This is a genomic window from Oceanobacillus jeddahensis (assembly GCF_000750635.1).
Lineage (GTDB): Bacteria > Bacillota > Bacilli > Bacillales > Amphibacillaceae > Oceanobacillus > Oceanobacillus jeddahense.
Window position 1 is genome coordinate 194,214 of the sequence record NZ_CCDM010000005.1, and the last position, 24,206, is coordinate 218,419.

A 24,206-nucleotide genomic window follows, 5' to 3' on the forward strand; every position below is an offset into this window, starting at 1 on the left:
ACTCCTCTCGTGGATTCACTTCCGTAGAAGCTGCCACATTGCTGAGTCGTGAATCACCCTCATCGGATTCATCTTTTTTGCTTCCGCGCTCTACATTCTACCATGTGGTTTCCTTGAATGATTATCTACATCTCGGCATCTTTTTTTGTAAAACGAAATGGTACCTTCCATCATTTAATTGGGTAGTCCAGGTGATTTTATACGGAGTGGCGGGCATGATAACATATATGTGTGAGCCAACATCATTAGATATTGGCTTCTTGGCTCATGAATCGTGCCCGCAGAGGCTCCGTGTCAAATCACCTGCAAATATCTCCCTCTTTACTTCCACATTTATAATTATCATTATTCTTTACGAAACCAGCTCCATTTCCTCCATTTCTATATGCCTCGCTATATCCCATATAAATCCTACCAATTCTCTCGCAACGGCGGCAGTAACTTTTGGATGCGGTTTTCCTTTGTGCATCAGTCTATGGTATTTTTGATGTAGCCTTTTTTGTGCTTTCCACGCAATTGCTTGAATCTCCTTGGGCTGCCCTTCATTTCTTTGTTTCAAAGAACCTTTTAATGCTGGCTGATAGCGATAACTCCAAGCAGCCTCTATTAACAACCTGCGAACCAAGGTATTTCCTGTTCTCGTAATCTCTCCTTTGGACTGTTTCGGTCCACTAGAAGATTCACTTGGTACCAGTCCTAAATAGGACATCAATTGTTGCGGATTATGAAATCGGGAAAAGCACATGATTTCGGAAGCCACACTGACTGCCGTTATTGTATCTACACCACGCAAACATTTTAATGCTTTAATCAGAGAGTTGCGCATACTGTTTTCCTCGATTTCTTTCATTAGCTCTTCATATCGTTTAACGCGTTCTCTGCATACATGCAATGCATGTAATTCTTCCTGGAAAACGGTTTGTGTTAACGATTGGGAGAATTTCACTCCTTCCAGCCATTCCATATATTTTGACTTCCATTTTGTCCCTACTTTTTCTTTCGGATGAAGATCGTATCTTAGTAATAGGGCAGATATACGTGCTTTGACTCGTTTTTCTTCTTTTTTAGCGTCATCTCTTGCCCGCACTAAGTCCCTATAGGATTCATCTTCGTCCGTTGGAATATAAATAGAAGTCAGTTCTCCAGCTCGGTGAAGCTGTGCTAAACGAATCGCATCACGCTTATCCGTTTTTATCTTATCTCGAGCATTAGTCGGAATATGAGTAGGTGCGATAACATCACATTGAACTCCTAATAGAAGTAACCATCGGTAGAGTGTATATCCAGTAGCACCAGCTTCATAACAAGCTTGTAGATTGGATGGATCTCCTAATTTTTTTATAATCTTTCTTAAACTCTCCATCGTATTTGGAAACATTCCTAAATAACGAGGTTTCTCTCTTCCGCTATCTGCCACAGCTACAGCAATTTTTTCCTTGGACACGTCTAAACCTACATATTTTGTGTTATAATCCATGGTAATGGCTCCTTTCGTATTATAGCTCTGTTTTAGTATTTCTCTAACTCAATTATACTAAAATAATCTACGTCGCTACGATACGGGGCCAGTTTTGTTCATAATAAGTACCATTCCTTTCGCTGTGCTCAAGGCACAAATCTTAATGAAAGTAATTCTCTCCCCCAAAATATTAAATGTTATAATTATAGATGGATAGGCAGATACACTACAGAGCACGATAGGGTGAGTGGTGTCAGTATATACTGCCCGAATAATAAGATGTGCCGTTTGCTTTTTCAAGCACAAATAAGTGTGCCACCGAGCACGTAAACTAATCCTTGTATAAACAATTCCTGTTTATTCCGCGGCAAACAGTCAATGTCTGCCTTATCCACTATAAACTTTCGAGGGGATGTGTATATGCTAAGGATTGTTCACCCAATTTGCTGTGGAATTGATGTCCACAAAAAGTTTGTTGTGGCAACTGTTGGAATAACAACCAAATCAGGAGTTACCGAGTACCAGACCAGAAAGTTTTCCACTTTCTTGGAAGATCTACACCATCTTCTAGATTGGTTAAAATCTCAATCTTGCGTCCATGTCTGTATGGAATCTACCGGGAAGTACTGGCATCCTGTGTTCAATGTGTTAGAACATGACTGTCAGGTTGTTGTTGCCAACCCAAAATATGTGAAGGGTATTCGCGGGAAGAAAACCGATGTGAAAGACTCTGTTTGGCTTTGCGATTTGCACAAGCACGGTTTGGTTCCCGGCAGTTTTATACCGCCATTACAAATTCGCCAAATTCGTGATTTGATGCGATATCGGTTCAAACTTATTAATTTCAAATCCAGCGAAAAAAATCGAGTTCAAAACTCCTTGACTGTCTCTAATATCATGATTTCCAGTGTGGTTTCGGATACGTTTGGTGTAAGTTCCATGAAAATCATTCATCATATTCTGGATGATCCGGATGATACCAATTTTGATGTTTCTGAGATGCTGCACGGAAGTATGAAAGACAAAACGGATATCATCACCAAATCCATTCAAGGAAATTTAACCAAATCACAAGCTGATAAAATGCGTGTGTCCCTTCAACATATGGATAATATTAAGAAACATATTGCGGATATTGAATCCGTTGTTTTGAAATTATCTCAGCCTTACTTGCCACAAATCGAAATACTTTTATCCATGCCAGGTATTAAAGATATTTTTACAGCCATTGCCATTCTTGGTGAGATAGGTGTCGATATGTCTGCATTCCTTTCTCAGAAACATATCAGCTCCTGGGCCGGATTAACACCTCAAAATGATGAGAGTGCCGGAAAGAAAAAATCTGTCCGTGTTTCAAGAGCTGGCGTTTATATCAAACCTTTATTGGTTCAATGTGCCAATGCTGCCATTAAGAGTAAGGACTTTCCTTACTTCAAAACTCGTTATCATCAAATTAAAAAACGTCGCGGTCACAAAAAAGCAATTATCGCCATTGCCCATAAACTGCTTATTTGCATTTACCATATGCTTGATAAAAATGAGCCATTTAACGAAGAATTATATCAAATCGATTCCCAGCCTAAACAGACTTATTCACCAAAAATTACAGAAGATATGGCTATTCGATACTTGGAAACTTTAGGCTATCAAGTAACTGATAAAGGTGTAAAAACTTAGTAATTATATTTTACAATATATGCCAATAAAGCCTTGGATTTGAGGCTTATTTTGTTATGCACTTTTTTTATTTAAGGTGTATCTTTTTATTCTTTCAAACTAACTCCTCAAAAAAAAAGAAGTTCGCTTTTTTTCTGCGGGGTCTTCCCTCCGCACTTTCCCACAGGAGTCTCCGTGTTTTTCCTCCGCTAGTTAGCCTTATTGCTATCTACCAGTATCAAACATAATCTTAATGAAATTCACTAACCTGATAACATTGGTAATCGCAGTCCCAGCCCCAGCCTTAGGACGTCGCGAACTTAGTCTGCTGCTTTTCTCCGTGATAAATATTAGTTCTAAACTTTTTCAGGGCCGGATATAATAAATAATTCCAAATTTTTAATATTAGAGGTAACCCCACAACAAAGAAAAACCGGACAGGTTTCTATTCCTATAAAAGAATATGAAATCACTGTCCGGCTTTATCTGATACAGCAGAAAAGTATGAAGGATAAAGCTCCTTAGCATCTGAGCTGATTATACGACGTGACCGATCTTCATCGATGAGAGAAAAACTTAATTATAAAGCTTTTGGTGTTTGATGTATAGAATTCTCCTGAACTGCATCTTTGATTAAACAGTTTCCCCGTCCGTGAGGAATACACATTGGCGTACCGAAAATCGGGTCACATGCGATATTGCACCGCATCCGGAATACGGCAGATACAAGCTCTGCTGAAATCGTATCTTCCGGCTTTCCCTGTGCATATACTTTTTTATCCTTGATCGCAATAATATGGTTGGCGTAGCGGCTTGCCAGATTTAAATCATGCAGTACCATAACGATTGTACGACCATCTTTTTCATTTAACTCAAAGAGAAGGTCGAGAACATCAATTTGATGGGTTAAATCAAGGTAAGTAGTCGGTTCATCTAATAAAATAATGTCTGTATTCTGTGCTAACGTTAACGCAATCCATGCACGCTGGCGCTGGCCTCCTGACAGGGAATCAACAGACTGATCTTTTAAATCCGTCATATTTGTATCCGCTAATGCTTTTTGAACAGCTTCTTCATCTTCTTGGGACCATTGCTTCATCATTTTACGGTAAGGGTGTCTCCCTTGCTTGACTAGTTCGTAAACGGTTAAACCTTCCGGGCTTGTCGGTGCCTGAGGGAGGATAGCCATATTTTGGGCAACTTCCCGTGTACGCATGCTAGCAATATTTTGTCCGTTTAATACTACAGATCCTTGCTTTGGCTTTAATAAACGTGCCAAAGAACGTAATAAAGTTGATTTTCCACAGCCATTTGGGCCGATAAAAACAGTAATTTCCCCTTTAGGGATAGTAATATCTAATTCATCTATAATAATACGGTCTCCGAACCCAAGTGTTAAGTTACTTGCTGTTAATGAGTTCAATGAAAACGCCTCCTGACCTGAAAAGGTGCGTATAAGCTACTAACTTTATTTTATTGCTTCAAAATCGAATAGTCAATGATAATAATTTTCAATTAGGTGACAAATTTAATAAAATATAAGCTAATAAGAAGTGGAAATTTCGCGGTATTAACTTGAGGTGTGAAAAGAAAACCCTATAAAATCAAGGATTATGCACCTGATTTTATAGGGAACTGTATGATAAATTATATTGTTCCATAAAACGAAACTTCATTCAGTGGGAGTTTTACAGGCAGATCTCCGTGATATAGCTTTCATGTCTTACTTAAATAAATCAACCAGCATATCAATGGTTTGTTCAGAAGCTACTAAACCGCTGTTTGTCCAGTTACTTTCATCTTCAATATAGTATACTTGGTCATTTTGAACAACTTCTGTGTTATTCCATACACTGCTATTTTCCAATGCTTCAATGCCTTCATCGTCTTCGTAACCTAAAATAATCATATGATCTGCATCAATTTCAGAAAGCTTCTCTAAAGAAATAGGGTTCCAGGCTTCTTCACCTTGTCCAAGCTCTTGGACAAATTCAGGAACTTCTACATCTAATTCGTTATAAATCATGTTTGCGGAGTGGCGATTTTCTTCAAATAAGAAGTATTTGCCGCCCACGACCCACATCATTGCAACAGATTCATTACCTAATGTGTCATCAAGCTCTTCCCTTGCCTGATTTACTTTTTCATCATAATCTGCCAACGCTTGATCCGCTTCCTCTTCTTTTCCAAGGATCTCTCCAAATTTCTGTAAACGAACTTTCCAATCATTTACTTCCTCTTCAGATAACACATAGGTTGGAGCAATCGCTGCGTAATCTTCATAAGAACCTTCATAGTTATCTAAGGTATGGTCCAAAATAATCAAATCCGGCTCTATGTTAAGTACTTGCTCTAAAGGCAGTGTCCATTCAATAGTTTCCACATCGGCAAGGTCTTCTTCCAAATAGTCTTGAACACTTTCACCGATTGCCCATTTTGCAACTGGTGTTTCGCCAAGTGCAATCAATGTATCTTCATTATAGGAAGCAAGGATTTTTTCAGGATTTGCAGGGATAGTCACTTCTCCCATTTCTGAATCAACAGTGATTTCGGAAGATTCATCGGTATTTCCGGCTGTATTTGAATCATCAGATTCGTTGTCATTACTATTGCCACATGCGGCAAGAAGTAATAGAGTGGTAAGTGTCAACATGAATAAATATTTTTTTTGCATAAATTTGTTCATTTCTTTTTCTCCTTTTATGTTATAATGAACGTCTAACGATAATGATAATCAGTTTCAATTAGAAAGTCAATAAGTTATTGAAGAGCAAGTTTAGTTTGTTTTTTGATTTTAAAAAGTGGTATCGTAGTACAACCATATTTTATAAAGAAAATATAGGAGTATACAAGAAATGAGATTGTTTTCAGGTTCTTCTCAATTAAGAAAAGTACTGATAAATATAATAGGCATTTGTCTCGTTATTTTTTCGCTTGGCATGTCTATTTCTTATGGTGCAACAACAGTAGATTTACATACAGTTTGGCAGGCTGTTTTCCAGTTTAGTGAAGGAGAGCAGGCACATCAGGTCATTTGGGAATTGCGGATTCCGCGAGCTCTGGCTGCAGTGTTAGTAGGGGCTTTTTTAGCTGTATCTGGTTCTGTGATGCAGGGAATGACCCGAAATCCACTTGCATCTCCATCGATTATGGGGGTAACAGACGGTGCTGCATTTATGCTTGTGATCATTCTTGCTTTTTATCCGGCTGTTTCGAATGTCGGCTTAATGTTTGCATCGTTTCTTGGAGCAGGGATCGCAGTAACGCTGGTGTTTTTAGTAGGATCTTTTTCCAGCAGCGGGTTGACACCTGTTAAATTGGCGCTCGCTGGAGTCGCCATTGGTACGTTATTACGATCTGTTTCCTCGATTCTTTCGCTGCATTTTCAGCTGGAGAGGGATATTGGCTTTTGGCTTGCAGGCGGGTTAGATGGTACGGGCTGGAATGCGTTAAGCCTTCTATTTGTTGCTGGTATGATAGGAATCATATTGGCACTATCCATAGCAAAATCGATTACGGTCCTGAGCCTTGGAGATGATTTATCTACCGGACTTGGGCAGAATAATACCTTCATTAAAATTGCCGGGATTACGGTTGTATTAATACTAACTGGTGCGGCAGTTTCGGTGGCTGGTTCTGTCGGATTTGTGGGTCTGATTATCCCGCATATCACGCGTTTTATTATTGGAACAGATTACCGCTGGATCATTCCAACCTCCGCCGTGTTCGGAGCTTTATTGTTGGTGAATGCAGATTTAATTGCACGAATGATTAATGCCCCTTTCGAAACACCGGTAGGAGCGGTTACATCGATTATCGGCGTGCCATTCTTCCTCTATTTAGCCAGAGGCAGCGGGGGTGACAAAAAATGAATACAGTTGAAAAGCAAAAGAGACTTCGATTTTGGACGATTATCAGCATATTGATTATTGGAATCATTGCTTTTTCCTTTGTCAGTTTAAATTTAGGAGCCATCTCCATTTCCCCGGGAGAAGTTATCCAAACATTAATGGGACAGGGGTCAGACAGGCAGGAACTTGTATTGTTTCAATTTCGGATGCCGGGAATTATTTTAGCATTATTAATTGGTGCGGGTTTAGCTGTTTCCGGAACGATTATGCAGGGCATTACACAAAATGGGCTTGCTGATCCGGGGATATTGGGAATTAATTCAGGCGCGGGCTTTGCAATTGTACTGTTTCTTTATTTCTTTCAGGGAGTTATCCCGGCGGACAGTGCACTCAGCACCTATATGCTTCCCTTTGTTGCTTTGATTGGAGCATTTACCGCAGCCATATTGATTTATGCCATTGCTTGGAAAAAAGGAGTAGCACCAATTCGGCTGGTATTGGTCGGAATTGGAGTAAACGCAGCATTTGGTGCACTCATGACCATTTTGCAGCTGAGAATGGATCCGCAAAATTATCGTCAAGTAACGATTTGGCTGTCTGGCGAGATTTGGAGTGAGAGTTGGAGCTTTGTCTTTGCTTTATTACCGTGGATGCTGATTTTGATTCCAGTAGCTATAAAAAAAGCAAGAAATTTAAATGTCTTTCATTTGGGAGATGATGTTGCTTCTGGTCTCGGAACACACGTGGAAAGAGAGCGGGGCGTCTTATTATTAATTGCTGTTGCATTAGCAGGAGCATCCGTTGCAGCCGGCGGAGCGATTGCCTTTTTAGGTTTGGTTGTTCCGCATATTGTCCGCAAGCTGGTCGGACCGCTGCATCATTATGTGATTCCGATCTCTGCCTTGCTGGGCGCATTTATTTTAATGACAGCTGACATGATTGGAAGTAATGTTTTAGCACCGACTACGATACCTGTAGGAATTGTGGTATCGATCGTCAGTACACCCTATTTTGTTTATCTGCTGATGAAAACAAAATAAAGATGGGAAGGGGTTCAAATAATAATGAATGAAGAAATCTATGACGTAACTATAATCGGCGGCGGTCCGGCAGGATTATTTGCTGCCTTCTATAGCGGAATGCGGGAAATGAAGACCAAAATCATTGAATATCTTCCATACCTTGGCGGAAAAGTGCCTTACTTTTATCCGGAAAAAGTCATTCGGGATATTGGCGGTATTGCGCAGGCTACCGGAGAAGAAATTACGGAACAGCTGGTGGAGCAGGCGTTGACATTTGATCCGACGGTTGTTTTTGGGGAACAGGTTGTCGATATGCAGCGGGTGGAAGATGGTAATTTTCAGGTTGTGAGCAATAACGGGAGAGTCCATTATTCTAAAACTGTCATGTTAGCAACAGGTTTTGGAACATTGCATTCTGTAAAACTGGATCATCCAGAAGCGGTATATTATGAAGAGAAGAGTTTGCACTATACGGTTAGAAAACTGGCTGATTATTATGATCAGGATGTCCTTATTTCCGGTGGCGGTAATAGTGCAGTGGATTGGGCGCTGGAACTTGAAAACATAGCAAAAAGTGTCACGCTCGTTCATCGCCGTAATGAGTTTAAAGGGCTGGAGAGTAGTGTGACCAGACTGAAAAATTCGCGTGTGAACATTATGACGCCGTATGAAATAAAAACACTGCATGGGACAGACGGGCAGGTTGAAAAGGTGACCCTTGGCCATTTAGAAAATGAAGAGGAGGAAAAGGAGATTCAGATTGACCGATTGGTTGTTAATCATGGTTTTCAAATCAATCTGGAGCCAATCACTACGTGGGGATTGGAAATGATAGATGGCATGATTACGGTTGATTCCAGCATGCAGACATCGGTGGAAGGCGTATTTGCAATTGGTGATATCGCGCATTACCAGGACAAGCTTGGACTAATCGCCGGGGCATTTAATGAAGGACCGATCGCAGTTAATCATGCGAAAAAAATCGCTGACCCGGAAGATCCGGTAAAGCATTTATTCTCCACAAATTTTGCAGCTTTTACGGAAGAGGAATAATTTTACACAAAAAGCACTCTAACGTTTTCCGACCGGTAAGTTAAGAAAACAGAAAGAGTGTTTTTTTCAGCCTTTTTCCGGCAAACACTTTTGAAAAAGCTCGAGAAACTTTTGTCGGTCTTCTTCCGTCAATGCCTTAGGACCTTTGGTGTGCTTCCCGCTCCGTCTCTCTTTAGCACTTAAGTAACGGGATTGCAGCAGCTGATCAATATTGTTATTGGTGTAGGCAAAACCTTTATGATGCAGTACATAACAGCCTTTCGCAAGTGCAAGGGAAGCCAGTCCATAATCCTGTGTAACGATAATGTCTTCTTTTTTCGCCAGCTGCATAATCCGGTAATCTGCAGCGTCTGCACCTGTATCCACATAAATCGTTTCCACCCAACCTGGATACTCCTGGAAAGAAAAATGTGAGATACTCGTTACCAGTACGACAGGGACCTTCTTTTTACCAGCTTCCTCTATAATAATGTTTTTGACAGGACAAGCATCTGCATCGACATAGACCTTCATTTGATTCTCTCCTTTTTTCAACGTTTCTAATTATTGTAGCAAATATGTACCTAACTTGTCTTATGCACTAGAAATTCATATAAAAAGCCTGTAAGATATAAATCACTATCTATCGTGAAAAAGGAGCCTGGATATATGCATTTTATCATTGAACAAATGAAGCCGGAAGACTGGGAACAGGTTTTGGAAATATACTATCATGGAATGGAAACACAGAATGCAACCTTTGAAATGAATGAACCTGACTGGGAATCCTGGGAGGATTGGGACCGTGATCATTTACCGCAGTGCCGTCTGATTTTTCGTGAGGATGAGAAAATTCTTGGCTGGGCATCCCTGCTGCCTATCTCTGCAAGAGAAGCGTATCAGGGGGTTGCCGAGGTAAGTATTTATCTGCATAAAGATGCTATGGGAAAAGGCATTGGAAAAAAGCTGATGCAAGCATTGATTGAAGCAAGCGAAGAAGCAGGAATATGGACATTGCAATCCGAAATCTTTCCGGAAAATACAGGAAGTTTGAAGCTGCATGAAAAGATGGGCTTTCGTAAGGTTGGGTTTCGTGAAAGAATCGGACAAATGGAAGATGGCAGATGGCGGGATGTGGTGCTTGTAGAACGTCGCAGCCAGCGCGTAGGGTGTGAATAAGGAGGAGATTACATGAAAATCAAAATTAATGGACAAGTATTTAAAGGAAAACAGGTTGAATTGGATGAAGCAGCGGATAAAAAGCAGGTTGCATTTTCATTTGATGTGACTAGTGAAACCTATCATGATGTGACATCATTGCTTTATGAAAATGATTTTGAGGTGGATATTCCAGAGAAATCCATGACGTTTCCCGCAACGATTAAAGAATATGCTACTTCAACGACAAATTTATATGAAAAAGGCAAGACAAGCGAATTTTATTTAAAGTTACGTGAAAAGTAAATCGTATGACGTGAGGGAGTTTGATACAATGGAGCCGATATTATTCACTTTTCCAGATCAATTTGAAACAGAGCGATTAATTATCCGGGCGCCAAAGCCAGAAGATTGGAAGCCTATTTATGCTGCCATGCAGGCATCTATCAATGAACTGAAGCCCTGGCTTCCATTTGCACGACAGGAACAGACAGAAATAGATGTGCAGAAAACAACAAAGGAAGCCTATTTGAACTTTCTTTCCCGTGAAGATTTGCGTTTCCATGCTTTTGATAAAGAGACCGGGGAGTTTGTGATTTCCAGCGGTCTGCATCGGATTGATTGGGATGTACGAAAATTTGAGATCGGTTATTGGATTGATACGAAGCATCAAGGAAAAGGGTACGTCACAGAGCTGGTAAAAGGGCTGATTTCCTTTGCATTTCGTGAATTGGATGCAAATCGGATCGAAATTCGCTGCGATACGAAAAATGGAAGAAGTAAGGCGGTTGCTGAAAGAGCTGGCTTCGAACTGGAAGGAATACTGAGAAATGACGCCAGAGAAGAGAACGGGGAACTTAGAGATACCTGCATTTTTGCAGTGATTGAAGAGCCAAAAACAGATTAGAAATAAGGGTGAAGCAATGAAGCGGGTAACAGTAAAACAAACGCATGTAAAACATATCAAACAGCAAAATCCATTGATTTTAGAAGAAGCTATTCATGAAGCAGATAAGCTTCATGAAGGAGAAATCATTGCCCTTCATACACAGCGAGGAGAATTTTTGGCAAAGGCTTATACAGGCCGTCAAAATAAAGGAATGGGCTGGGTGTTAACGTTTAAAAAAGAAGACACCATTGACCAAGGTTTCTTTAAACAAAAGCTGCTCACAGCGATAAATAAGCGCCGTTCTTATTACCAGGCAGAAGAAACAACTGCTTTTCGTGTGTTTAACGGAGAAGGAGATGGGATAGGCGGCTTGATTATTGACTATTTTGAAGGCTACTATGTTGTCCAATGGTACAGTGAAGGGATTTATGCGTTCAAAGACTGGATTATACAAGTCTTTGATGAGCTGGGTGACTATCAGGGAATCTACGAAAAGAAACGCTTTGACACGAAAGGACAGTATGTAGAGGATGACGATTTTGTAAAAGGGGAAAGAGGAGAATTCCCGCTTGTCGTAAAGGAAAACGGCATGAACTATGCTGTTTATCTGAATGATGGAGCGATGGTAGGCATTTTCTTAGACCAGCGCGATGTCCGCAAATCGTTACGCGATAAATACGCAAAAGGAAAGCATGTATTAAACACCTTTTCCTATACCGGCGCATTTTCTGTAGCAGCTGCATTAGGTGGAGCATCTAAAACGACCAGTGTAGATTTAGCAAAACGCAGCAAAAGTAAGACCATTGAACAGTTTAGTGTGAATGGGATTGATTTTGAACAGCAGGATATTATCGTGATGGATGTATTTGATTATTTCAAATATGCAAAGCGGAAGAATCTGCAATTCGATGTCGTTGTTCTCGATCCGCCAAGCTTCGCACGTTCCAAGAAAAGAACCTTCCGCACAGCGAAGGATTATCCGGAGCTGATAGAGAATTCCATCGACCTGCTGGAAAAGGACGGTGTGATTATTGCATCTACCAATACAGCTTCTTTTGGAATGAAGAAATTCAAAGATATGATCCAGCGAGGGTTTCAGGCGAAACAAAAGAAATATACGATTTTGGAAGAATTTTCGCTTCCGGGTGATTTTGCGGTGAATAAGCATTTTAAGCAGGGAGATTATCTGAAAGTGGTCGTGATTCAAGTGAAGGGATAACTGCAAACCATCAAACAGGCAGATATGCATTGTTTGATGGTTTTTTTATCACGGAGAACCGCCCGTAAAACTCCCGCCACAAAATAAAGAGCGAAAATAAATTAATTTAGGCGGGAGACAACGGGCGCTACCTCCCTGAATCACTTAGGCTAATTCAGTGGGAGAATGAAGGAAGCAGACTAAGTTCGCGACGTCCTGGGGTTGGGGCTGCGATTACTCACCCCATCGAAAACCGTTGTCGCAACGTCTGCACTAGCACATCCTGGGACTGGGACTACGATTACTCGTCCCATCGTAAAGAGTTGTGCGTCGAAAAACTCCCACTGAATGAAGTTTCGTTTTATAACTTCCTCGTACCTTGAATATAAATTCTAAGAAAAGCCAATAAAAATCTCGAAAACTATTGAATAAATATTCTTTTTATTGCATAATAATTCATAACAACTTATTGAAGAGGTGTACGTGAATGACAACAAATCAAATTCAATTCCAGCAGCAGGAGTTAAAAGGAAGAGACTTTCTGACACTTGCTGACTATACAAAAGACGAAATTGACTATTTAATTGAATTAGCGGATTATCAAAAGAAGCAAAGTAAAGAAGGCATCATTTTTGAACCATTGAAAGGGAAAACGTTAGGAATGATTTTTGAGAAGGCCTCGACAAGAACGCGCGTCTCCTTTGAAACAGGTATCTATCAGCTGGGCGGTTTAGGTATTTTCTTAAGCTCTAAGGATATACAGATTGGCAGGGGAGAAACGATTGCAGATACAGCACAGGTGCTTTCTGGCTATTTGGATGGAATCATGATCCGCACCTATAACCAGGATGATGTGGAGGAGCTGGCGAAATATTCAAGTATCCCTGTGATTAATGGATTGACGGACCTCTATCACCCGTGTCAGGTGTTAGCAGATTTACAGACCATCAAAGAGGTGAAAGGGGTTCTGCAGGGACAAAAATTGGTTTATATCGGTGACGGTAATAATATGGCACATTCTTTAATGATTGGTGCTGCAAAAATGGGCATGCATATTGTTACAGTAACACCAGATAATTATAAACCGGAGGAGCAGGTTACCGAAAAAGCGAAACAATTTGCTTCTGAACACGGTGCAACCATTGGATGGAGTAACGACCCGGCAGAGGCTGTGAAAAATGCAGATGTCGTCTATACAGATGTCTGGGCAAGCATGGGGCAGGAAGCGGAGCAAACAAAGCGTGAACAGGAATTTCAGCAGTTTCAGGTGAATGAAGCGCTTCTAGCCAATGCAAAAGCAGACGTCACCTTTATGCATTGTCTGCCGGCTCATCGGGGAGAAGAGGTATCAGCAGGAGTTATTGATGGGAAACATTCTGTTGTCTTCCAGCAGTCCGAAAACCGCCTACATGCACAAAAAGCTTTGATGACAGCATTAATGGGAGAATAATAAAAGAAGCAGGGAGCCCAATCATAGGTTTCCCTGCTTCTTTTATTATTGAAACTTAGTCCATTATCTCCTTACCATTAATAAATACACGTTGAAGCTCAGACTGCGGGTGAAATGGATTCCCTTTCCAAAATAGAAAGTCAGCGTCTTTTCCTTCTTCCAGCGCTCCTACCCGATCCTCTACGCCAAGGTGCTTGGCTGCATTAGAGGTTATTGCTTTTAGAGCTTGCTGTTCAGTTAGTCCATTTTTGATGGCATGGATTGCACTGGTTAGCAGATATTCGATGCCAACTACAGGGTGATCCGTTGTAATGGAACAGGAGATTCCTGCGTCCATTAACGTTTTAATGGTACTCCAGCTTTTATCCCTCAGTTCCACCTTAGAACGGGAAGACATGGTTGGACCAACGGAAACCATCACATCATGCTTGGCAATGTAGTCAGCAATAAAATGTCCCTCCGTACAATGCTCAATTGTCACATCAATGTCAAACTCCCTTTTTAAGCGGAGTACCGTAAGAATATCATCTGCACGATGCGCATGAACACGAAGCGGTATTTCTTTCTTGATTACTTTTGCTAATTGTTCTAAACCTAGATTACATTCCTGATTCTCTTTTTCTATATATTTTTTTGCCTCTAAAAGTTTCTGCCGTAATAATGCTGTAACTCCCATTCGGGTAACGGGCATTTTGCCTTTGGAACCGTGAAATCTTTTCGGATTCTCTCCTGTTGCTGCTTTCATTCCAGAGGTTTGACGAATAATCATTTCATCAATGATATGACCTGTTGTTTTAAGAATCGACATTTCTCCGCCAATTACATTAGCACTTCCCGGCATGACTTGAACAGTTGTAATTCCAGACTGCCGGGCTACTTTCAATCCTTCTTCACGGGGATTAATACCGTCAATTGCTCTTACTTCTGGCGTAACTGGATCGGAGGTTTCGTTGAAATCAGCTCCTTCTTGCCCAACTCCTTCTTCAGACACTCCTAAATGCGTGTGCACATCGATGAATCCAGGTGTAATAATATAATCTTTCCCATTAATAATGCGGTAATCTTGTGAGGAATCTAATTTCTTGGTAATTTTCTCAATTTTTCCATCACGAATAAAAAGGTTATTATTCTCCAATATTTCTTCATTGCCATTCCATATTGTGACATCAGTAATTACAAACATGCTTACTCTCCTTCGACAAAAATCTTATTGATTTATGAATTTTTTTAATCTATACTCTATTTATTGTAAGTCTATTAATTAAATTCAGACAATAAATATATAAATAGACTTGTAATCGTTTTATTTTATCGTATAGCAAAATTCGGAATTATTCAACATCGGAGGGGTTACATGCAAGAGTTAGACGAGAAAGTGTTGCTGGAATATTTGACCGCTAAAGGGGCATACAGTCCGAAAAAAATAGGGGCTTCTAATGAATTTACTTTTCTAGCAAATCGCACAGGCAGGCCTCAAGCCTGGAAGCTAAATCATCAAGGAGAGATGGAATCCTTTGCAACGATGCCAGATCGTGTGCTTGAAGTATATCATTCTCCAACCGGGAAGAAATCAATTATAGCTTCTGACTTTGAAGGAAATGAAAAACAGCAGTTTTATATAACAAACGATAAAGGGGAAACCGTTGAAGAGTTAGTTATTTCCCAAGATCATTTTCATGAATTTGGAGGCTGGTCACCTGATGAGAAAAAGATTGCTTTTGCCAGTAATCGCAGACATCCAGGTTATTTTGATATTTTTTTGTGTGATGTTGAAACAAAAACAGAACAAACAATATATGAAACAAACACGAACTGTACAGCGATATGCTGGACAAAGGATGGAACGGGTCTCATTATTAGCTTAAAAGTCTCAAATATTGATAATCAATTACATATTTTAGATATTGCGTCAGGAAAGACAAGACCGATTGGGAATGTAGATGTTCCAGCAAGGTATCATTCTGTACAGCTTCAAAATGACGGAGCTATCGGTTACCTCGTATCAGATGAAGGTAGAAATACAATGGCTATTGCTTCATTTTCGCTAAATTCACCCGAGGAGATTCAGTATCTGCTGGAGGATAAACAATGGGATATAGAAGAAATAAACCTTTCCCCAGATGAAACAAAGCTTGCCTATTCTTTAAATCAGGGAGGAAGCTCACAATTAGCTGTATATTACTTAAAAGATGAATACGAAAAAACGTTAGAAAGTATTCCATCAGGTGTTTATCAATCAATAAATTGGTTAAATGAAGATGCATTACTGACAGGAGTGACCAGTTCTGTTATTCCAGGAGATATCTGGAAAGTGGAAGTTTCTGCAGATCAATCGGATCGTTTAACACATATCACGCCCGATTCAGATATTGCAAAACGGTGGGTAGAGCCGGAACTTTATCAATTTACATCCTTTGATGGATTAAAAGTGCCTTATTTTTTATATGGGAAGCAACATACTAATCAACCTGTGATGATTTATGTTCATGGCGGACCAGAAAGCCAAATACGGAATGAATACAACCCAGTTATCCAATTCTTAGCTTCACAAGGCTATGCAGTAGCTGCGCCAAATGTACGGGGCAGTATGGGATATGGGAGAGAGTATGTACAATTAGACGATGTCCGTAAGCGTATGGATTCCGTTGCTGATTTAAATCATCTAGTGAAAGATTTGACAGAAAACCATCAAGCAAATAAAGACCGTGTGAGTATTATGGGAAGAAGTTATGGCGGGTTTATGGTATTAGCAGCAATTACCCATTACCCAAAACTTTGGGAAGCGGCGGTTGATATTGTAGGAATCAGCCATTTCCGGACATTCTTGGAAAACACAGGGCCTTGGAGAAGAAGATTACGCGAACAGGAATATGGCTCCCTGGAAAACGATGTGGACTTCTTTGAAGAGATTGCACCATTAAATCATACGGACAAGATAGAAGTACCGCTTCTTATTTTCCATGGAAGAAATGATACGCGTGTACCAGTATCTGAGGCAGAGCAGTTAACGAGTGACTTAGAAAAACAAAATAAGGATGTGGAGCTGATTATATTTGATGATGAAGGGCATCAGACAGAAAAATTAGAAAACCACATTCTAATGAATACGAAAATTGTTGAATTTGTAAACCATTATTTAAAGTGAACAACCTTTTAAAGTAAAGCATCAAAAATTTGTAGAGAAATTGTTATTCTGCGGGTGAAAAGGAAAGGCTCTCACAGAATGAAGATTGATAACAACAGGAGGAAAGAGCATGAATAAATTTTATTTGGCATTTTTTATGAGTATCATTGCGTCCGTTTTGATATTGGCCGGTTGTGCAAGTGAACCAAATGAGTCAGAGGGAGGTTCGGAAGATAGTGGAGAATTTCAGGAAGGCGGGGATTTAGTAATTGCTACGATTTCAGATGCAGTTTCTTTAGATCCTGGTGCTGTAAACGATGTACCTTCTTTTGATGTACAGTATAATATTTTTGAAAAACTGGTAAAGCATGATGAGGATATGAACTTAGTTCCAAGTTTAGCTACAGAATGGGAACAAGTGGATGACACAACTTGGGAATTTAAATTACAGGAAGGAGTAACCTTCCATGACGGTGAGCCTTTTAATGCAGAGGCAGTAAAAGTGAATGTGGAAAGAATGATGGACCCGGAGGTGGGTTATCCAACTGCAAATATGGTTGAAATGATTGAAGAGGTTGAGGTAATCGATGATTATACCATTCAAATTAAAACAGAGTATCCTTTCCCTGGATTGCCATCTAATTTAGGACATTCAATGGGATCCATTATCTCTCCAAAACAAATTGAAGAAGATTATGCGGCAATGGAAGATGGAGAAAGTCCAGGATCTGTCATCAATGCACATCCGATAGGAACCGGTTATTTTAAATTTGATGAGTGGGCCTCAGGTCAACATATTCGTCTTGTCAAAAATGAAGACTATTGGGATGGTGAAGCGAATCTTGATTCCGTAACGTTTAAAGTAGTTCCTGAAGATTTAACAAGATTAGCAGAATTACAGACAGGAGATTCTCATATTTCTAATCCACTGAGTTCTTCTGATATTGATCAAATTGAACAATCAGAAGATTTGGAAATGTACCAGCAAAGTAGTGTCTCTTTAGATTACATTGGATTCAATACGGAGAAAGAACCATTTGATGATAAGCGTGTCAGACAGGCAGTTTCGATGGCTCTAGATAAAGAGCAAATAATTGATGGTGTTGTAAATGGTTATGCAGAAAAAGCAATAGGACCACTTTCTCCAGGGGTATTTGGTTATGATGAAAACTTAGAAGGCTTAGAATATGACGTTGAAGCTGCAAAAGAACTCTTGGCAGAAGCAGGTTATCCTGATGGCTTTTCAACAACGCTTTGGACCAATGAAACCCGTGAGCGTGTAGATATTGCTACAAATGCGCAAGCACAGTTACAAGAAATTGGAATTGAGGTTAACATTGAAATGCTTGAGTGGGGAGCATATCTCGAGCAGATCGGTAACGGGGAGCATGATATGTTTATTCTAGGCTGGTCGAATAGTACGGCTGATGCTGATCTTGGATTGGCTCCATTATTCCATACGGATAATTTAGGAGAGCCTGGTAACCGTACTTTTATTCAGAATGAGGAGTTAGACGAATTATTGGATGCAGGGCGTCAAGAAGTAGAGGAAGAAGAGAGGTTAAACATCTACAGCGAAGCACAGGAATTATTAGTAGAAGAAGCACCGATGTATTATATTATGCATAAAGACTATCTTGTTGCACAAAGAACAGAAGTTCAAAACTTAGAAATGCTGCCTACAAAAATGCTTCTGTTAAAAGATGTTTATTTAGAACAATAAGTATAAATAATTTTTAAGATGAGAGCAGCTGCTAAACCTTAGCGGCAGCTCTATCTTTTTTTACACGATAGATAAATATGGAATCTGGAAAACTTCTTTAGACAGAGCGGGCAATTGTAATCTCATAAAGGTTAATCTTAGACCATTTTAATGCTAGCTTGTCACGGACCCAAGCAACAACCGATACATTTCATCCATGGAAGGAGGAAAACAATGCTTCAAGAATTACAACAATTTGCTGTTGATACACGTAGAAAATTTCACACAGTTCCAGAAGCAGGCTTTACCGAGTTTATTACGACCTTTGAAATTTATCAATTGCTTCAAAATTTATCATTTCATTTATACATTGGGAAAGAGATAATGGATAGTGATGAACGTATGGGACTCCCAAAGCCGGAGGAAATAGAAGCAAGTAAAGAGAGAGCTTTAGCATATGGAGTCCCTGAAGCTTTTGTAGAAAAACTTGATGGCGGTCATACAGGGGTAGTTGCTGTATTAGACACTGGCAGAATAGGCCCGCATATAGCATTGCGATACGATATTGATGGACTGCCTATTATTGAGTCAGATGAAGAAGGACATGCACCATTTGATGAAGGGTTTCGGTCAAAACATTCACAAGAAATGCATGCGTGTGGACATGATGGACATATCAGTATTGGACTTGCCGCAGCAAAATACATCGATGCGAATAAGGAAAAACTGACAGGGAAATTCACAATTATCTTTCAACCGGCTGAAGAAGGATTAAGAGGAGCAAATAGTATCGTGCAAAAAGGCTGGCTTGATAAGGTGGATTATTTTATGAGCGGCCATCTAGGCATCAATGCTTTGCAAGCAGGCAGTGTAGCAGCGACAGCTAATCAAATATTAGCCAGCACCAAATTTGATGTAACCTTCAAAGGGAAATCTGCACATGCTGGTGTAGAACCAAATGAAGGGAAAAATGCATTAAATGCTGCTGCTACAGCTCTTCTCCAGTTAAATGCTATTTCCCGGCATAGGGACGGCGCGACAAGAATAAATGTAGGTCATTTATCTGGCGGAAGCGGGCGGAATGTGATTGCGGATGAAGCTGTGATGTTGGTGGAAACACGGGGAGAGACAACGGAATTAAATCAATATATGCATCAAGAAGCAGAGAGAATTATCCAAGCATCCGCTGCAATGTATGATATCGAATCGAATATCTCATTTATGGGACAAGGTTTAGGGACAGTATGTGATGAAGCATGGATTGATATTGTGAAGGAGGCCTGTCAAAACAATTCTGATGTAAAAGAAGTCTATGATGTGCTTCCCTTAAAAGCTTCCGAGGATGTGTCATATATGATGGACCATGTTCAGAAAAATGGTGGTCTTGCCACGTATATGATTTTTCCAAGTCCGTTGCCTGCCGGTCATCATCATCCGCAATTTGATATCGATGAAGAAGCTATCCGGACTGCTGTATCAGTATATATCGATGTTATACATTATTTGCAGCCTACGATAAATTAATGTTTCTCTGGACACAATTGTATGTGCTGCTTCTATTTAGATGAGGAGTGAGTATAAGTTGCTATCAAAATTTTATCAAATATGGACTATACCAATGAAGGACATGGTTTATCGAACTATATAAACTGTACCTGCCTGCCTCAATAAGATGAACGAATTCGTTGAAATATAAATGGTTCTAAGATAGAATCCCCTGATGTAGGTCTTTTATAAAAACTAGAAGCCGGCACCGTTTTGTGGTGATTTTAGAAATAATTAAACTGCAGTAAATGTCGTGTGATGTTCTGCCAATTACAAATTACCATAAGAATAATAGTTTAAAACTATTTGGAAAAAGGAATTCTAAAGAAGGGGAGGAGATAGAATGAAAAAAATACTACAAATGACCGGAATCTTATTTGTTTTATTTATTGTCAGTGCTTGTCAATCAAACACAGAGCAAGAGGTAGATAATAATACGGATGAAAGCCAAGACACTGCGGAAGAGAATGAATCAGATGTAACTGGTGAAGTTTCTGAAGAACCAGAAGAGGCATCTGGTGGAGATACATCCTATGAATATGAAGAACAAGAAGTTATTGGAGAACAGATTGCAGAAGGCGAATACGATATTGTTGTTGAAACAGATAACCCGGGAACACGAGTTATGTTTTATGAAATTGATGGAGAGAAATACTATAAAACGGTTTTTGTCAAAAATGATAACCGCTTAAAAATCATTGATATTCAAAACGATAATGGTCAAATCTATAATGATACAATTTAAAAAAGTGCAAGCGTCTCCCATTAACGCTTGCACTTTTTGCCTCTTACTATCTATTCTGCGAAACTGAAACCCCTTTTGTATCAATTTCTAAAAGCTTCACTTGATAACCTTCAAGCTGCTTGACCATTTTTTCTTTCACGGTACTTCCATTCCCTTTAGGGACAAAAGAAAGCATAGTTGGTCCAGCGCCGCTCAAGGCTGTACCAAATGCACCAAACGCTTTTGCTTTTTCACGGATAACATCAAAATTGGAAATAAGTTCTTTACGAAAAGGCTCGTGAAATAAATCATTTTCAAGCATTTTTCCAAACAATACATAGTCTTTGGAGTAGAGTGCAGCGACAATCAAATTACTCATTGCACTCGCTCTTGCTGCATAATTTCGCTCATATGTATCTGGCAGACAATCTCTGGCAACTTCTGTTTTTAACTCTACTTTCGGGATATATGCAATTAAATCTAATTCGATGTCATTTAATTGGGCAGAAGGAATGTCATCTTCAAGCATCGTGGAAATTGTTAATCCTCCAAATAAAGCTGGGGCAATGTTATCTGGATGGCCTTCGATTTCGGTTCCAAATGCCAGTTTCTGATCATCTGTTAATTGAAGATTTCCCAGCTGATTTGCCAGTTCAATTCCTGCAACAATTGCGGAGGCACTGCTGCCGAGTCCTCTTGCTAGTGGAATTTCACTCGTCTCTTGTACTTTACAAGGAGGGAGGGTCACTCCATATCGTTTTGCTACCTGCTTCGAAATATTCCAAATAAAATGATTTTCCTCTGATTCCGTAGAACCGTGTGCGAAAAATGCAGGTTGATCTGAATCTTCAACGTCCAAATGAATATACAGACCTAATGCAAGGCCCATAGAATCAAATCCAGGGCCTAGATTAGCACTGCTTGCTGGTACAGAGATGCGAAACAGCATCATGATGTAATCATCTTCTCTAAATAGTCAAGGATGGCATCCTCGTCATTTGGAAGTGTTACAGGGTCAATCGTTAATTGGTCAATAGCTGTTTGCGGATCTTTTAATCCATTTCCTGTCAACACTGCAACAACCTTACTGCCCATAGGAATGTTGCCTGCTTTCACCTGTTGGATGACACCGGCGATGGAAGCAGCGGATCCTGGTTCTGCAAAAACACCTTCTTTACGGGGAAGAAGCTTAAATGCCGAAACAATTTCCTCATCGGTGACAGAACCAATCATTCCGTCTGATTCTAGTCTAGCTTGGACTGCTAAATCCCAGCTTGCAGGATTACCAATTCGAATAGCTGTTGCCACCGTTTCCGGCTCTTCAACCACTTCATCTCTAACAATTGCCGCTGCTCCTTCTGCTTCAAAACCGAACATTTTAGGAAGAGCTGTTCCTTTCGATTGATGATACTCTTTAAAGCCTTTCCAGTAGGCACTGATATTACCTGCGTTACCTACAGGGATTGCTAAGACATCAGGAGCTCCCCCTAATTGGTCACAAACTTCAAATGCAGCTGTTTTTTGGCCTTCTAAACGATAAGGGTTAACCGAGTTAACTAGAGTAATAGGTGATTTTTTGCTAATCTCGCGGACAAGCTGCAGTGCTTGGTCAAAGTTACCTTCAATTTCAACAATTTCAGCTCCGTACATTACAGCCTGAGCTAACTTTCCAAGAGCAACTTTTCCTTTTGGAATAACAATAATAGCACGGATACCTGCACGGGCTGCATAAGCAGCAGCAGCAGCAGATGTATTTCCGGTGGAAGCACAAATAACCGAGTTTGAGCCTTCTTCAATTGCTTTTGCAACAGCCATCACCATTCCACGGTCTTTAAATGAACCAGTCGGGTTTAATCCTTCAAATTTTCCGTACAATTCAATCCCCAATTCTTTTGATAGATTTGGAAAATGAAAAAGTGGTGTATTACCTTCTAATAATGATAAAGCCGGGGTATTATCTGTGACAGGGAGTAAATCACGATATTCTTCAATTAACCCTTTCCAAGCCATCTTACGCATCTCCTTCTACTCTATAATAACTTTTTATTTCATTTACAGCATCAAATGATTCTAGTTGATTCAGTACCTGTTCAAACTGGAAGAACGGTGTATCATGTGTAACCAAAACGATTTCTGCAGAGTCTGTTTCATCCACAGGTGTCTGCAAAATGCGTTGGAAGCTAATGTCCTGTGAATGAAAAATTGATGAAATTTCTGAGAAAACCCCAGTCTTATCTTCTACACATAAGCGGACATAAAACTGACCATGTTGTTTATTCTTAGGTCGCAGTGTTTTTGGAAATTGCATGTCGTTTGACTGCTTTCCTGATACACCTAAGCGCATGGCTTTAATAGCTGCGACTACGTCCGATAAAATTGCTGTTGCAGTTGGCAAGCTCCCGGCACCAGGACCATAAAACATGGTTTCACCAACGGCTTCTCCATAAACATAGACAGCGTTATATTCATTTTTAACACTAGCCAGTGGATGATTTTTTGCTAGTAGAGTAGGCTCTACACTTATTTCTAATTCATGATCGAAAAAGTTGGCAAAACCGATAAGCTTCATGGTATATCCTAGCTGTGTGGCATAGCGAAGATCTTTTAAATCAATACCATGAATTCCTTCTACTTCAACATCTTGTAAATCGACAGGTGTAGAAAAGGCTAAACGACCAAGAATTGCCATCTTTCGAGCTGCATCTAAACCTTCTACATCAGAGGTAGGGTCTGCTTCTGCAAAGCCCAGACGCTGCGCTTCTGCAAGTGCATCTTCATATTTTACGCCTTCTTCATCCATTTTTGTCAAAATATAATTGGTCGTTCCGTTAACAATTCCCATGATTTTTTGAATATGGTCAGAAGACAATCCTTCATTAATTCCACGTAGTATAGGGATACCGCCAGCAACACTTGCTTCATAATAAAAATCACACTTATTTTTGACTGCGGCCTCTTGGAGTTCAGGACCATAAACAGCCACTAAATCTTTATTCGCTGAAACAATGTGTTTCTTATTAGAGAAAGCCTTTAAAATATATTCTTTTGTATGATCAATACCGCCCATTACTTCAATAATAAGATCAATTTCTGGATTTTCAAGAACATCATCGGGATTTGTTGTTAAAATCGTTTGATCGACATCTATATCTCGTGCTTTTTCCATATTACGCACAAGTGCTTTAACAACTTCGACTTTACAGCCTAATTGATGTGCTAATTTTTCTTGATGGTCTTCAATCAGGTGAATAACTCCTGATCCCACAACACCAAGACCTAATAGACCTACTGAAACTTTCTCTTCCATCTAACCACCTCTACGCTTCCTATTGTATATTGAATTTATTTAAACATGAAACGGGAAGTAAGGCAATAGCGAATTTTTAGAATAGATTA

Annotated in this window: 21 protein-coding genes; 13 read left to right on the forward strand and 8 right to left on the reverse strand. The window is 39.9% G+C overall.

Going from position 1 to position 24,206, the window contains the following annotated elements; all coding sequences use genetic code 11:
* Nucleotides 1–352 precede the first annotated feature (352 nt).
* A complete protein-coding gene (locus tag BN986_RS19585) occupies nucleotides 353–1,477 on the reverse strand; it encodes an IS110 family RNA-guided transposase (protein ID WP_040983304.1) in 1,125 nt (374 codons plus the stop codon).
* Nucleotides 1,478–1,879: 402 nt separating this feature from the next.
* Between BN986_RS19585 and BN986_RS19590 the strand changes: the two genes are divergently transcribed.
* Complete coding sequence (locus BN986_RS19590; protein ID WP_040983306.1) at nucleotides 1,880–3,136, forward strand: IS110 family RNA-guided transposase; 1,257 nt, start codon at nucleotides 1,880–1,882, stop codon at nucleotides 3,134–3,136.
* 559 nt (nucleotides 3,137–3,695) lie between these two features.
* On the opposite strand, the gene BN986_RS19595 is transcribed toward BN986_RS19590, so the two are convergent.
* Together BN986_RS19595 and BN986_RS19600 are read right to left on the reverse strand one after the other, a co-directional pair.
* Nucleotides 3,696–4,538, reverse strand: coding sequence for an ABC transporter ATP-binding protein (locus tag BN986_RS19595; RefSeq protein ID WP_040983308.1), 843 nt, complete (start codon nucleotides 4,536–4,538; stop codon nucleotides 3,696–3,698).
* A 300-nt stretch (nucleotides 4,539–4,838) separates the two neighbouring features.
* Nucleotides 4,839–5,801, reverse strand: coding sequence for an iron-hydroxamate ABC transporter substrate-binding protein (locus tag BN986_RS19600; RefSeq protein ID WP_040983310.1), 963 nt, complete (start codon nucleotides 5,799–5,801; stop codon nucleotides 4,839–4,841).
* 169 nt (nucleotides 5,802–5,970) lie between these two features.
* Here BN986_RS19600 and BN986_RS19605 point away from each other — a divergent pair, with 169 nt between their 5' ends.
* Genes BN986_RS19605 through BN986_RS19615 form a run of 3 tightly spaced genes read left to right on the forward strand, consistent with a single transcriptional unit; the run spans nucleotide 5,971 to nucleotide 9,041 of the window.
* Complete coding sequence (locus BN986_RS19605; RefSeq protein ID WP_040983312.1) at nucleotides 5,971–6,987, forward strand: FecCD family ABC transporter permease; 1,017 nt, start codon at nucleotides 5,971–5,973, stop codon at nucleotides 6,985–6,987.
* A complete protein-coding gene (locus tag BN986_RS19610) occupies nucleotides 6,984–8,006 on the forward strand; it encodes a FecCD family ABC transporter permease (protein ID WP_040983315.1) in 1,023 nt (340 codons plus the stop codon). Before BN986_RS19605 ends, BN986_RS19610 begins: the two co-directional genes overlap by 4 nt.
* Nucleotides 8,007–8,030: 24 nt before the next feature.
* A complete protein-coding gene (locus BN986_RS19615; RefSeq protein WP_040983317.1) occupies nucleotides 8,031–9,041 on the forward strand; it encodes an NAD(P)/FAD-dependent oxidoreductase in 1,011 nt (336 codons plus the stop codon).
* A 66-nt stretch (nucleotides 9,042–9,107) separates the two neighbouring features.
* Here BN986_RS19615 and BN986_RS19620 read toward each other — a convergent pair whose 3' ends face one another.
* Nucleotides 9,108–9,554 (reverse strand): YaiI/YqxD family protein, encoded by a 447-nt coding sequence (locus BN986_RS19620; protein WP_040983319.1) that lies wholly within the window; start codon nucleotides 9,552–9,554, stop codon nucleotides 9,108–9,110.
* Nucleotides 9,555–9,689: 135 nt separating this feature from the next.
* Here BN986_RS19620 and BN986_RS19625 point away from each other — a divergent pair, with 135 nt between their 5' ends.
* The 5 genes from BN986_RS19625 (at nucleotide 9,690) to argF (ending at nucleotide 13,715) form a co-directional block, all read left to right on the forward strand.
* Nucleotides 9,690–10,199: a GNAT family N-acetyltransferase gene (locus BN986_RS19625; protein WP_040983321.1), complete on the forward strand. Its 510-nt coding sequence runs from the start codon at nucleotides 9,690–9,692 to the stop codon at nucleotides 10,197–10,199.
* A gap of 12 nt (nucleotides 10,200–10,211) precedes the next feature.
* On the forward strand, nucleotides 10,212–10,484 hold the full coding sequence (locus BN986_RS19630; protein WP_040983324.1) for a DUF3219 family protein: 273 nt from the start codon (nucleotides 10,212–10,214) through the stop codon (nucleotides 10,482–10,484).
* A gap of 28 nt (nucleotides 10,485–10,512) precedes the next feature.
* Nucleotides 10,513–11,085 carry a GNAT family N-acetyltransferase gene (locus BN986_RS19635; protein ID WP_040983326.1) on the forward strand — a complete coding sequence of 191 codons (573 nt, stop codon included), beginning with the start codon at nucleotides 10,513–10,515 and terminating at the stop codon, nucleotides 11,083–11,085.
* A 16-nt stretch (nucleotides 11,086–11,101) separates the two neighbouring features.
* Entirely contained in the window at nucleotides 11,102–12,286 is a 1,185-nt protein-coding gene (locus BN986_RS19640; RefSeq protein WP_040983328.1) for a class I SAM-dependent rRNA methyltransferase, read from the forward strand.
* 466 nt (nucleotides 12,287–12,752) lie between these two features.
* Nucleotides 12,753–13,715 (forward strand): ornithine carbamoyltransferase, encoded by a 963-nt coding sequence (gene argF, locus BN986_RS19645; RefSeq protein WP_040983330.1) that lies wholly within the window; start codon nucleotides 12,753–12,755, stop codon nucleotides 13,713–13,715.
* A 55-nt stretch (nucleotides 13,716–13,770) separates the two neighbouring features.
* Here the strand turns inward: argF and BN986_RS19650 are convergent, their stop codons facing one another.
* A complete protein-coding gene (locus BN986_RS19650) occupies nucleotides 13,771–14,898 on the reverse strand; it encodes an amidohydrolase (RefSeq protein WP_040983332.1) in 1,128 nt (375 codons plus the stop codon).
* Between the two features lie 171 nt (nucleotides 14,899–15,069).
* Between BN986_RS19650 and BN986_RS19655 the strand changes: the two genes are divergently transcribed.
* From BN986_RS19655 to BN986_RS25845, 4 genes are all read left to right on the forward strand, one after another.
* Entirely contained in the window at nucleotides 15,070–16,860 is a 1,791-nt protein-coding gene (locus BN986_RS19655) for a S9 family peptidase (protein WP_081922270.1), read from the forward strand.
* Between the two features lie 109 nt (nucleotides 16,861–16,969).
* Nucleotides 16,970–18,562 carry a glutathione ABC transporter substrate-binding protein gene (locus BN986_RS19660; RefSeq protein WP_040983335.1) on the forward strand — a complete coding sequence of 531 codons (1,593 nt, stop codon included), beginning with the start codon at nucleotides 16,970–16,972 and terminating at the stop codon, nucleotides 18,560–18,562.
* A 213-nt stretch (nucleotides 18,563–18,775) separates the two neighbouring features.
* Nucleotides 18,776–20,065, forward strand: coding sequence for an amidohydrolase (locus tag BN986_RS19665; protein ID WP_040983337.1), 1,290 nt, complete (start codon nucleotides 18,776–18,778; stop codon nucleotides 20,063–20,065).
* A 364-nt stretch (nucleotides 20,066–20,429) separates the two neighbouring features.
* Nucleotides 20,430–20,831, forward strand: coding sequence for a hypothetical protein (locus BN986_RS25845; RefSeq protein ID WP_052400962.1), 402 nt, complete (start codon nucleotides 20,430–20,432; stop codon nucleotides 20,829–20,831).
* Nucleotides 20,832–20,877: 46 nt separating this feature from the next.
* Here the strand turns inward: BN986_RS25845 and thrB are convergent, their stop codons facing one another.
* The 3 genes from thrB to BN986_RS19685 are packed head-to-tail and all read right to left on the reverse strand — an operon-like array spanning nucleotide 20,878 to nucleotide 24,117.
* Nucleotides 20,878–21,762, reverse strand: a complete 885-nt coding sequence (gene thrB, locus BN986_RS19675; RefSeq protein WP_040983339.1) for a homoserine kinase — start codon at nucleotides 21,760–21,762, stop codon at nucleotides 20,878–20,880.
* Nucleotides 21,759–22,820 (reverse strand): threonine synthase, encoded by a 1,062-nt coding sequence (gene thrC, locus BN986_RS19680; protein ID WP_040983341.1) that lies wholly within the window; start codon nucleotides 22,818–22,820, stop codon nucleotides 21,759–21,761. The genes thrB and thrC overlap by 4 nt, the downstream gene beginning before the upstream one ends.
* 1 nt (nucleotide 22,821) lies before the next feature.
* Complete coding sequence (locus BN986_RS19685; RefSeq protein WP_040983343.1) at nucleotides 22,822–24,117, reverse strand: homoserine dehydrogenase; 1,296 nt, start codon at nucleotides 24,115–24,117, stop codon at nucleotides 22,822–22,824.
* Nucleotides 24,118–24,206: the final 89 nt, after the last annotated feature.

Excerpts from the sequence above, each read along its gene's own strand:
- BN986_RS19630 (WP_040983324.1), top strand. The coding sequence starts at position 10,212 with ATGAAAATCAAAATTAATGGACAAGTATTTAAAGGAAAACAGGTTGAA.
- BN986_RS19620 (WP_040983319.1), bottom strand. The coding sequence starts at position 9,554 with ATGAAGGTCTATGTCGATGCAGATGCTTGTCCTGTCAAAAACATTATT.
- BN986_RS19660 (WP_040983335.1), top strand. The coding sequence starts at position 16,970 with ATGAATAAATTTTATTTGGCATTTTTTATGAGTATCATTGCGTCCGTT.
- BN986_RS25845 (WP_052400962.1), top strand. The coding sequence starts at position 20,430 with ATGAAAAAAATACTACAAATGACCGGAATCTTATTTGTTTTATTTATT.
- BN986_RS19635 (WP_040983326.1), top strand. The coding sequence starts at position 10,513 with ATGGAGCCGATATTATTCACTTTTCCAGATCAATTTGAAACAGAGCGA.
- BN986_RS19585 (WP_040983304.1), bottom strand. The coding sequence starts at position 1,477 with ATGGATTATAACACAAAATATGTAGGTTTAGACGTGTCCAAGGAAAAA.
- BN986_RS19605 (WP_040983312.1), top strand. The coding sequence starts at position 5,971 with ATGAGATTGTTTTCAGGTTCTTCTCAATTAAGAAAAGTACTGATAAAT.
- BN986_RS19655 (WP_081922270.1), top strand. The coding sequence starts at position 15,070 with ATGCAAGAGTTAGACGAGAAAGTGTTGCTGGAATATTTGACCGCTAAA.
- BN986_RS19610 (WP_040983315.1), top strand. The coding sequence starts at position 6,984 with ATGAATACAGTTGAAAAGCAAAAGAGACTTCGATTTTGGACGATTATC.
- BN986_RS19600 (WP_040983310.1), bottom strand. The coding sequence starts at position 5,801 with ATGAACAAATTTATGCAAAAAAAATATTTATTCATGTTGACACTTACC.
- BN986_RS19625 (WP_040983321.1), top strand. The coding sequence starts at position 9,690 with ATGCATTTTATCATTGAACAAATGAAGCCGGAAGACTGGGAACAGGTT.
- BN986_RS19590 (WP_040983306.1), top strand. The coding sequence starts at position 1,880 with ATGCTAAGGATTGTTCACCCAATTTGCTGTGGAATTGATGTCCACAAA.
- BN986_RS19665 (WP_040983337.1), top strand. The coding sequence starts at position 18,776 with ATGCTTCAAGAATTACAACAATTTGCTGTTGATACACGTAGAAAATTT.
- BN986_RS19640 (WP_040983328.1), top strand. The coding sequence starts at position 11,102 with ATGAAGCGGGTAACAGTAAAACAAACGCATGTAAAACATATCAAACAG.
- BN986_RS19650 (WP_040983332.1), bottom strand. The coding sequence starts at position 14,898 with ATGTTTGTAATTACTGATGTCACAATATGGAATGGCAATGAAGAAATA.
- thrC (WP_040983341.1), bottom strand. The coding sequence starts at position 22,820 with ATGGCTTGGAAAGGGTTAATTGAAGAATATCGTGATTTACTCCCTGTC.
- argF (WP_040983330.1), top strand. The coding sequence starts at position 12,753 with ATGACAACAAATCAAATTCAATTCCAGCAGCAGGAGTTAAAAGGAAGA.
- BN986_RS19615 (WP_040983317.1), top strand. The coding sequence starts at position 8,031 with ATGAATGAAGAAATCTATGACGTAACTATAATCGGCGGCGGTCCGGCA.
- thrB (WP_040983339.1), bottom strand. The coding sequence starts at position 21,762 with ATGATGCTGTTTCGCATCTCTGTACCAGCAAGCAGTGCTAATCTAGGC.
- BN986_RS19685 (WP_040983343.1), bottom strand. The coding sequence starts at position 24,117 with ATGGAAGAGAAAGTTTCAGTAGGTCTATTAGGTCTTGGTGTTGTGGGA.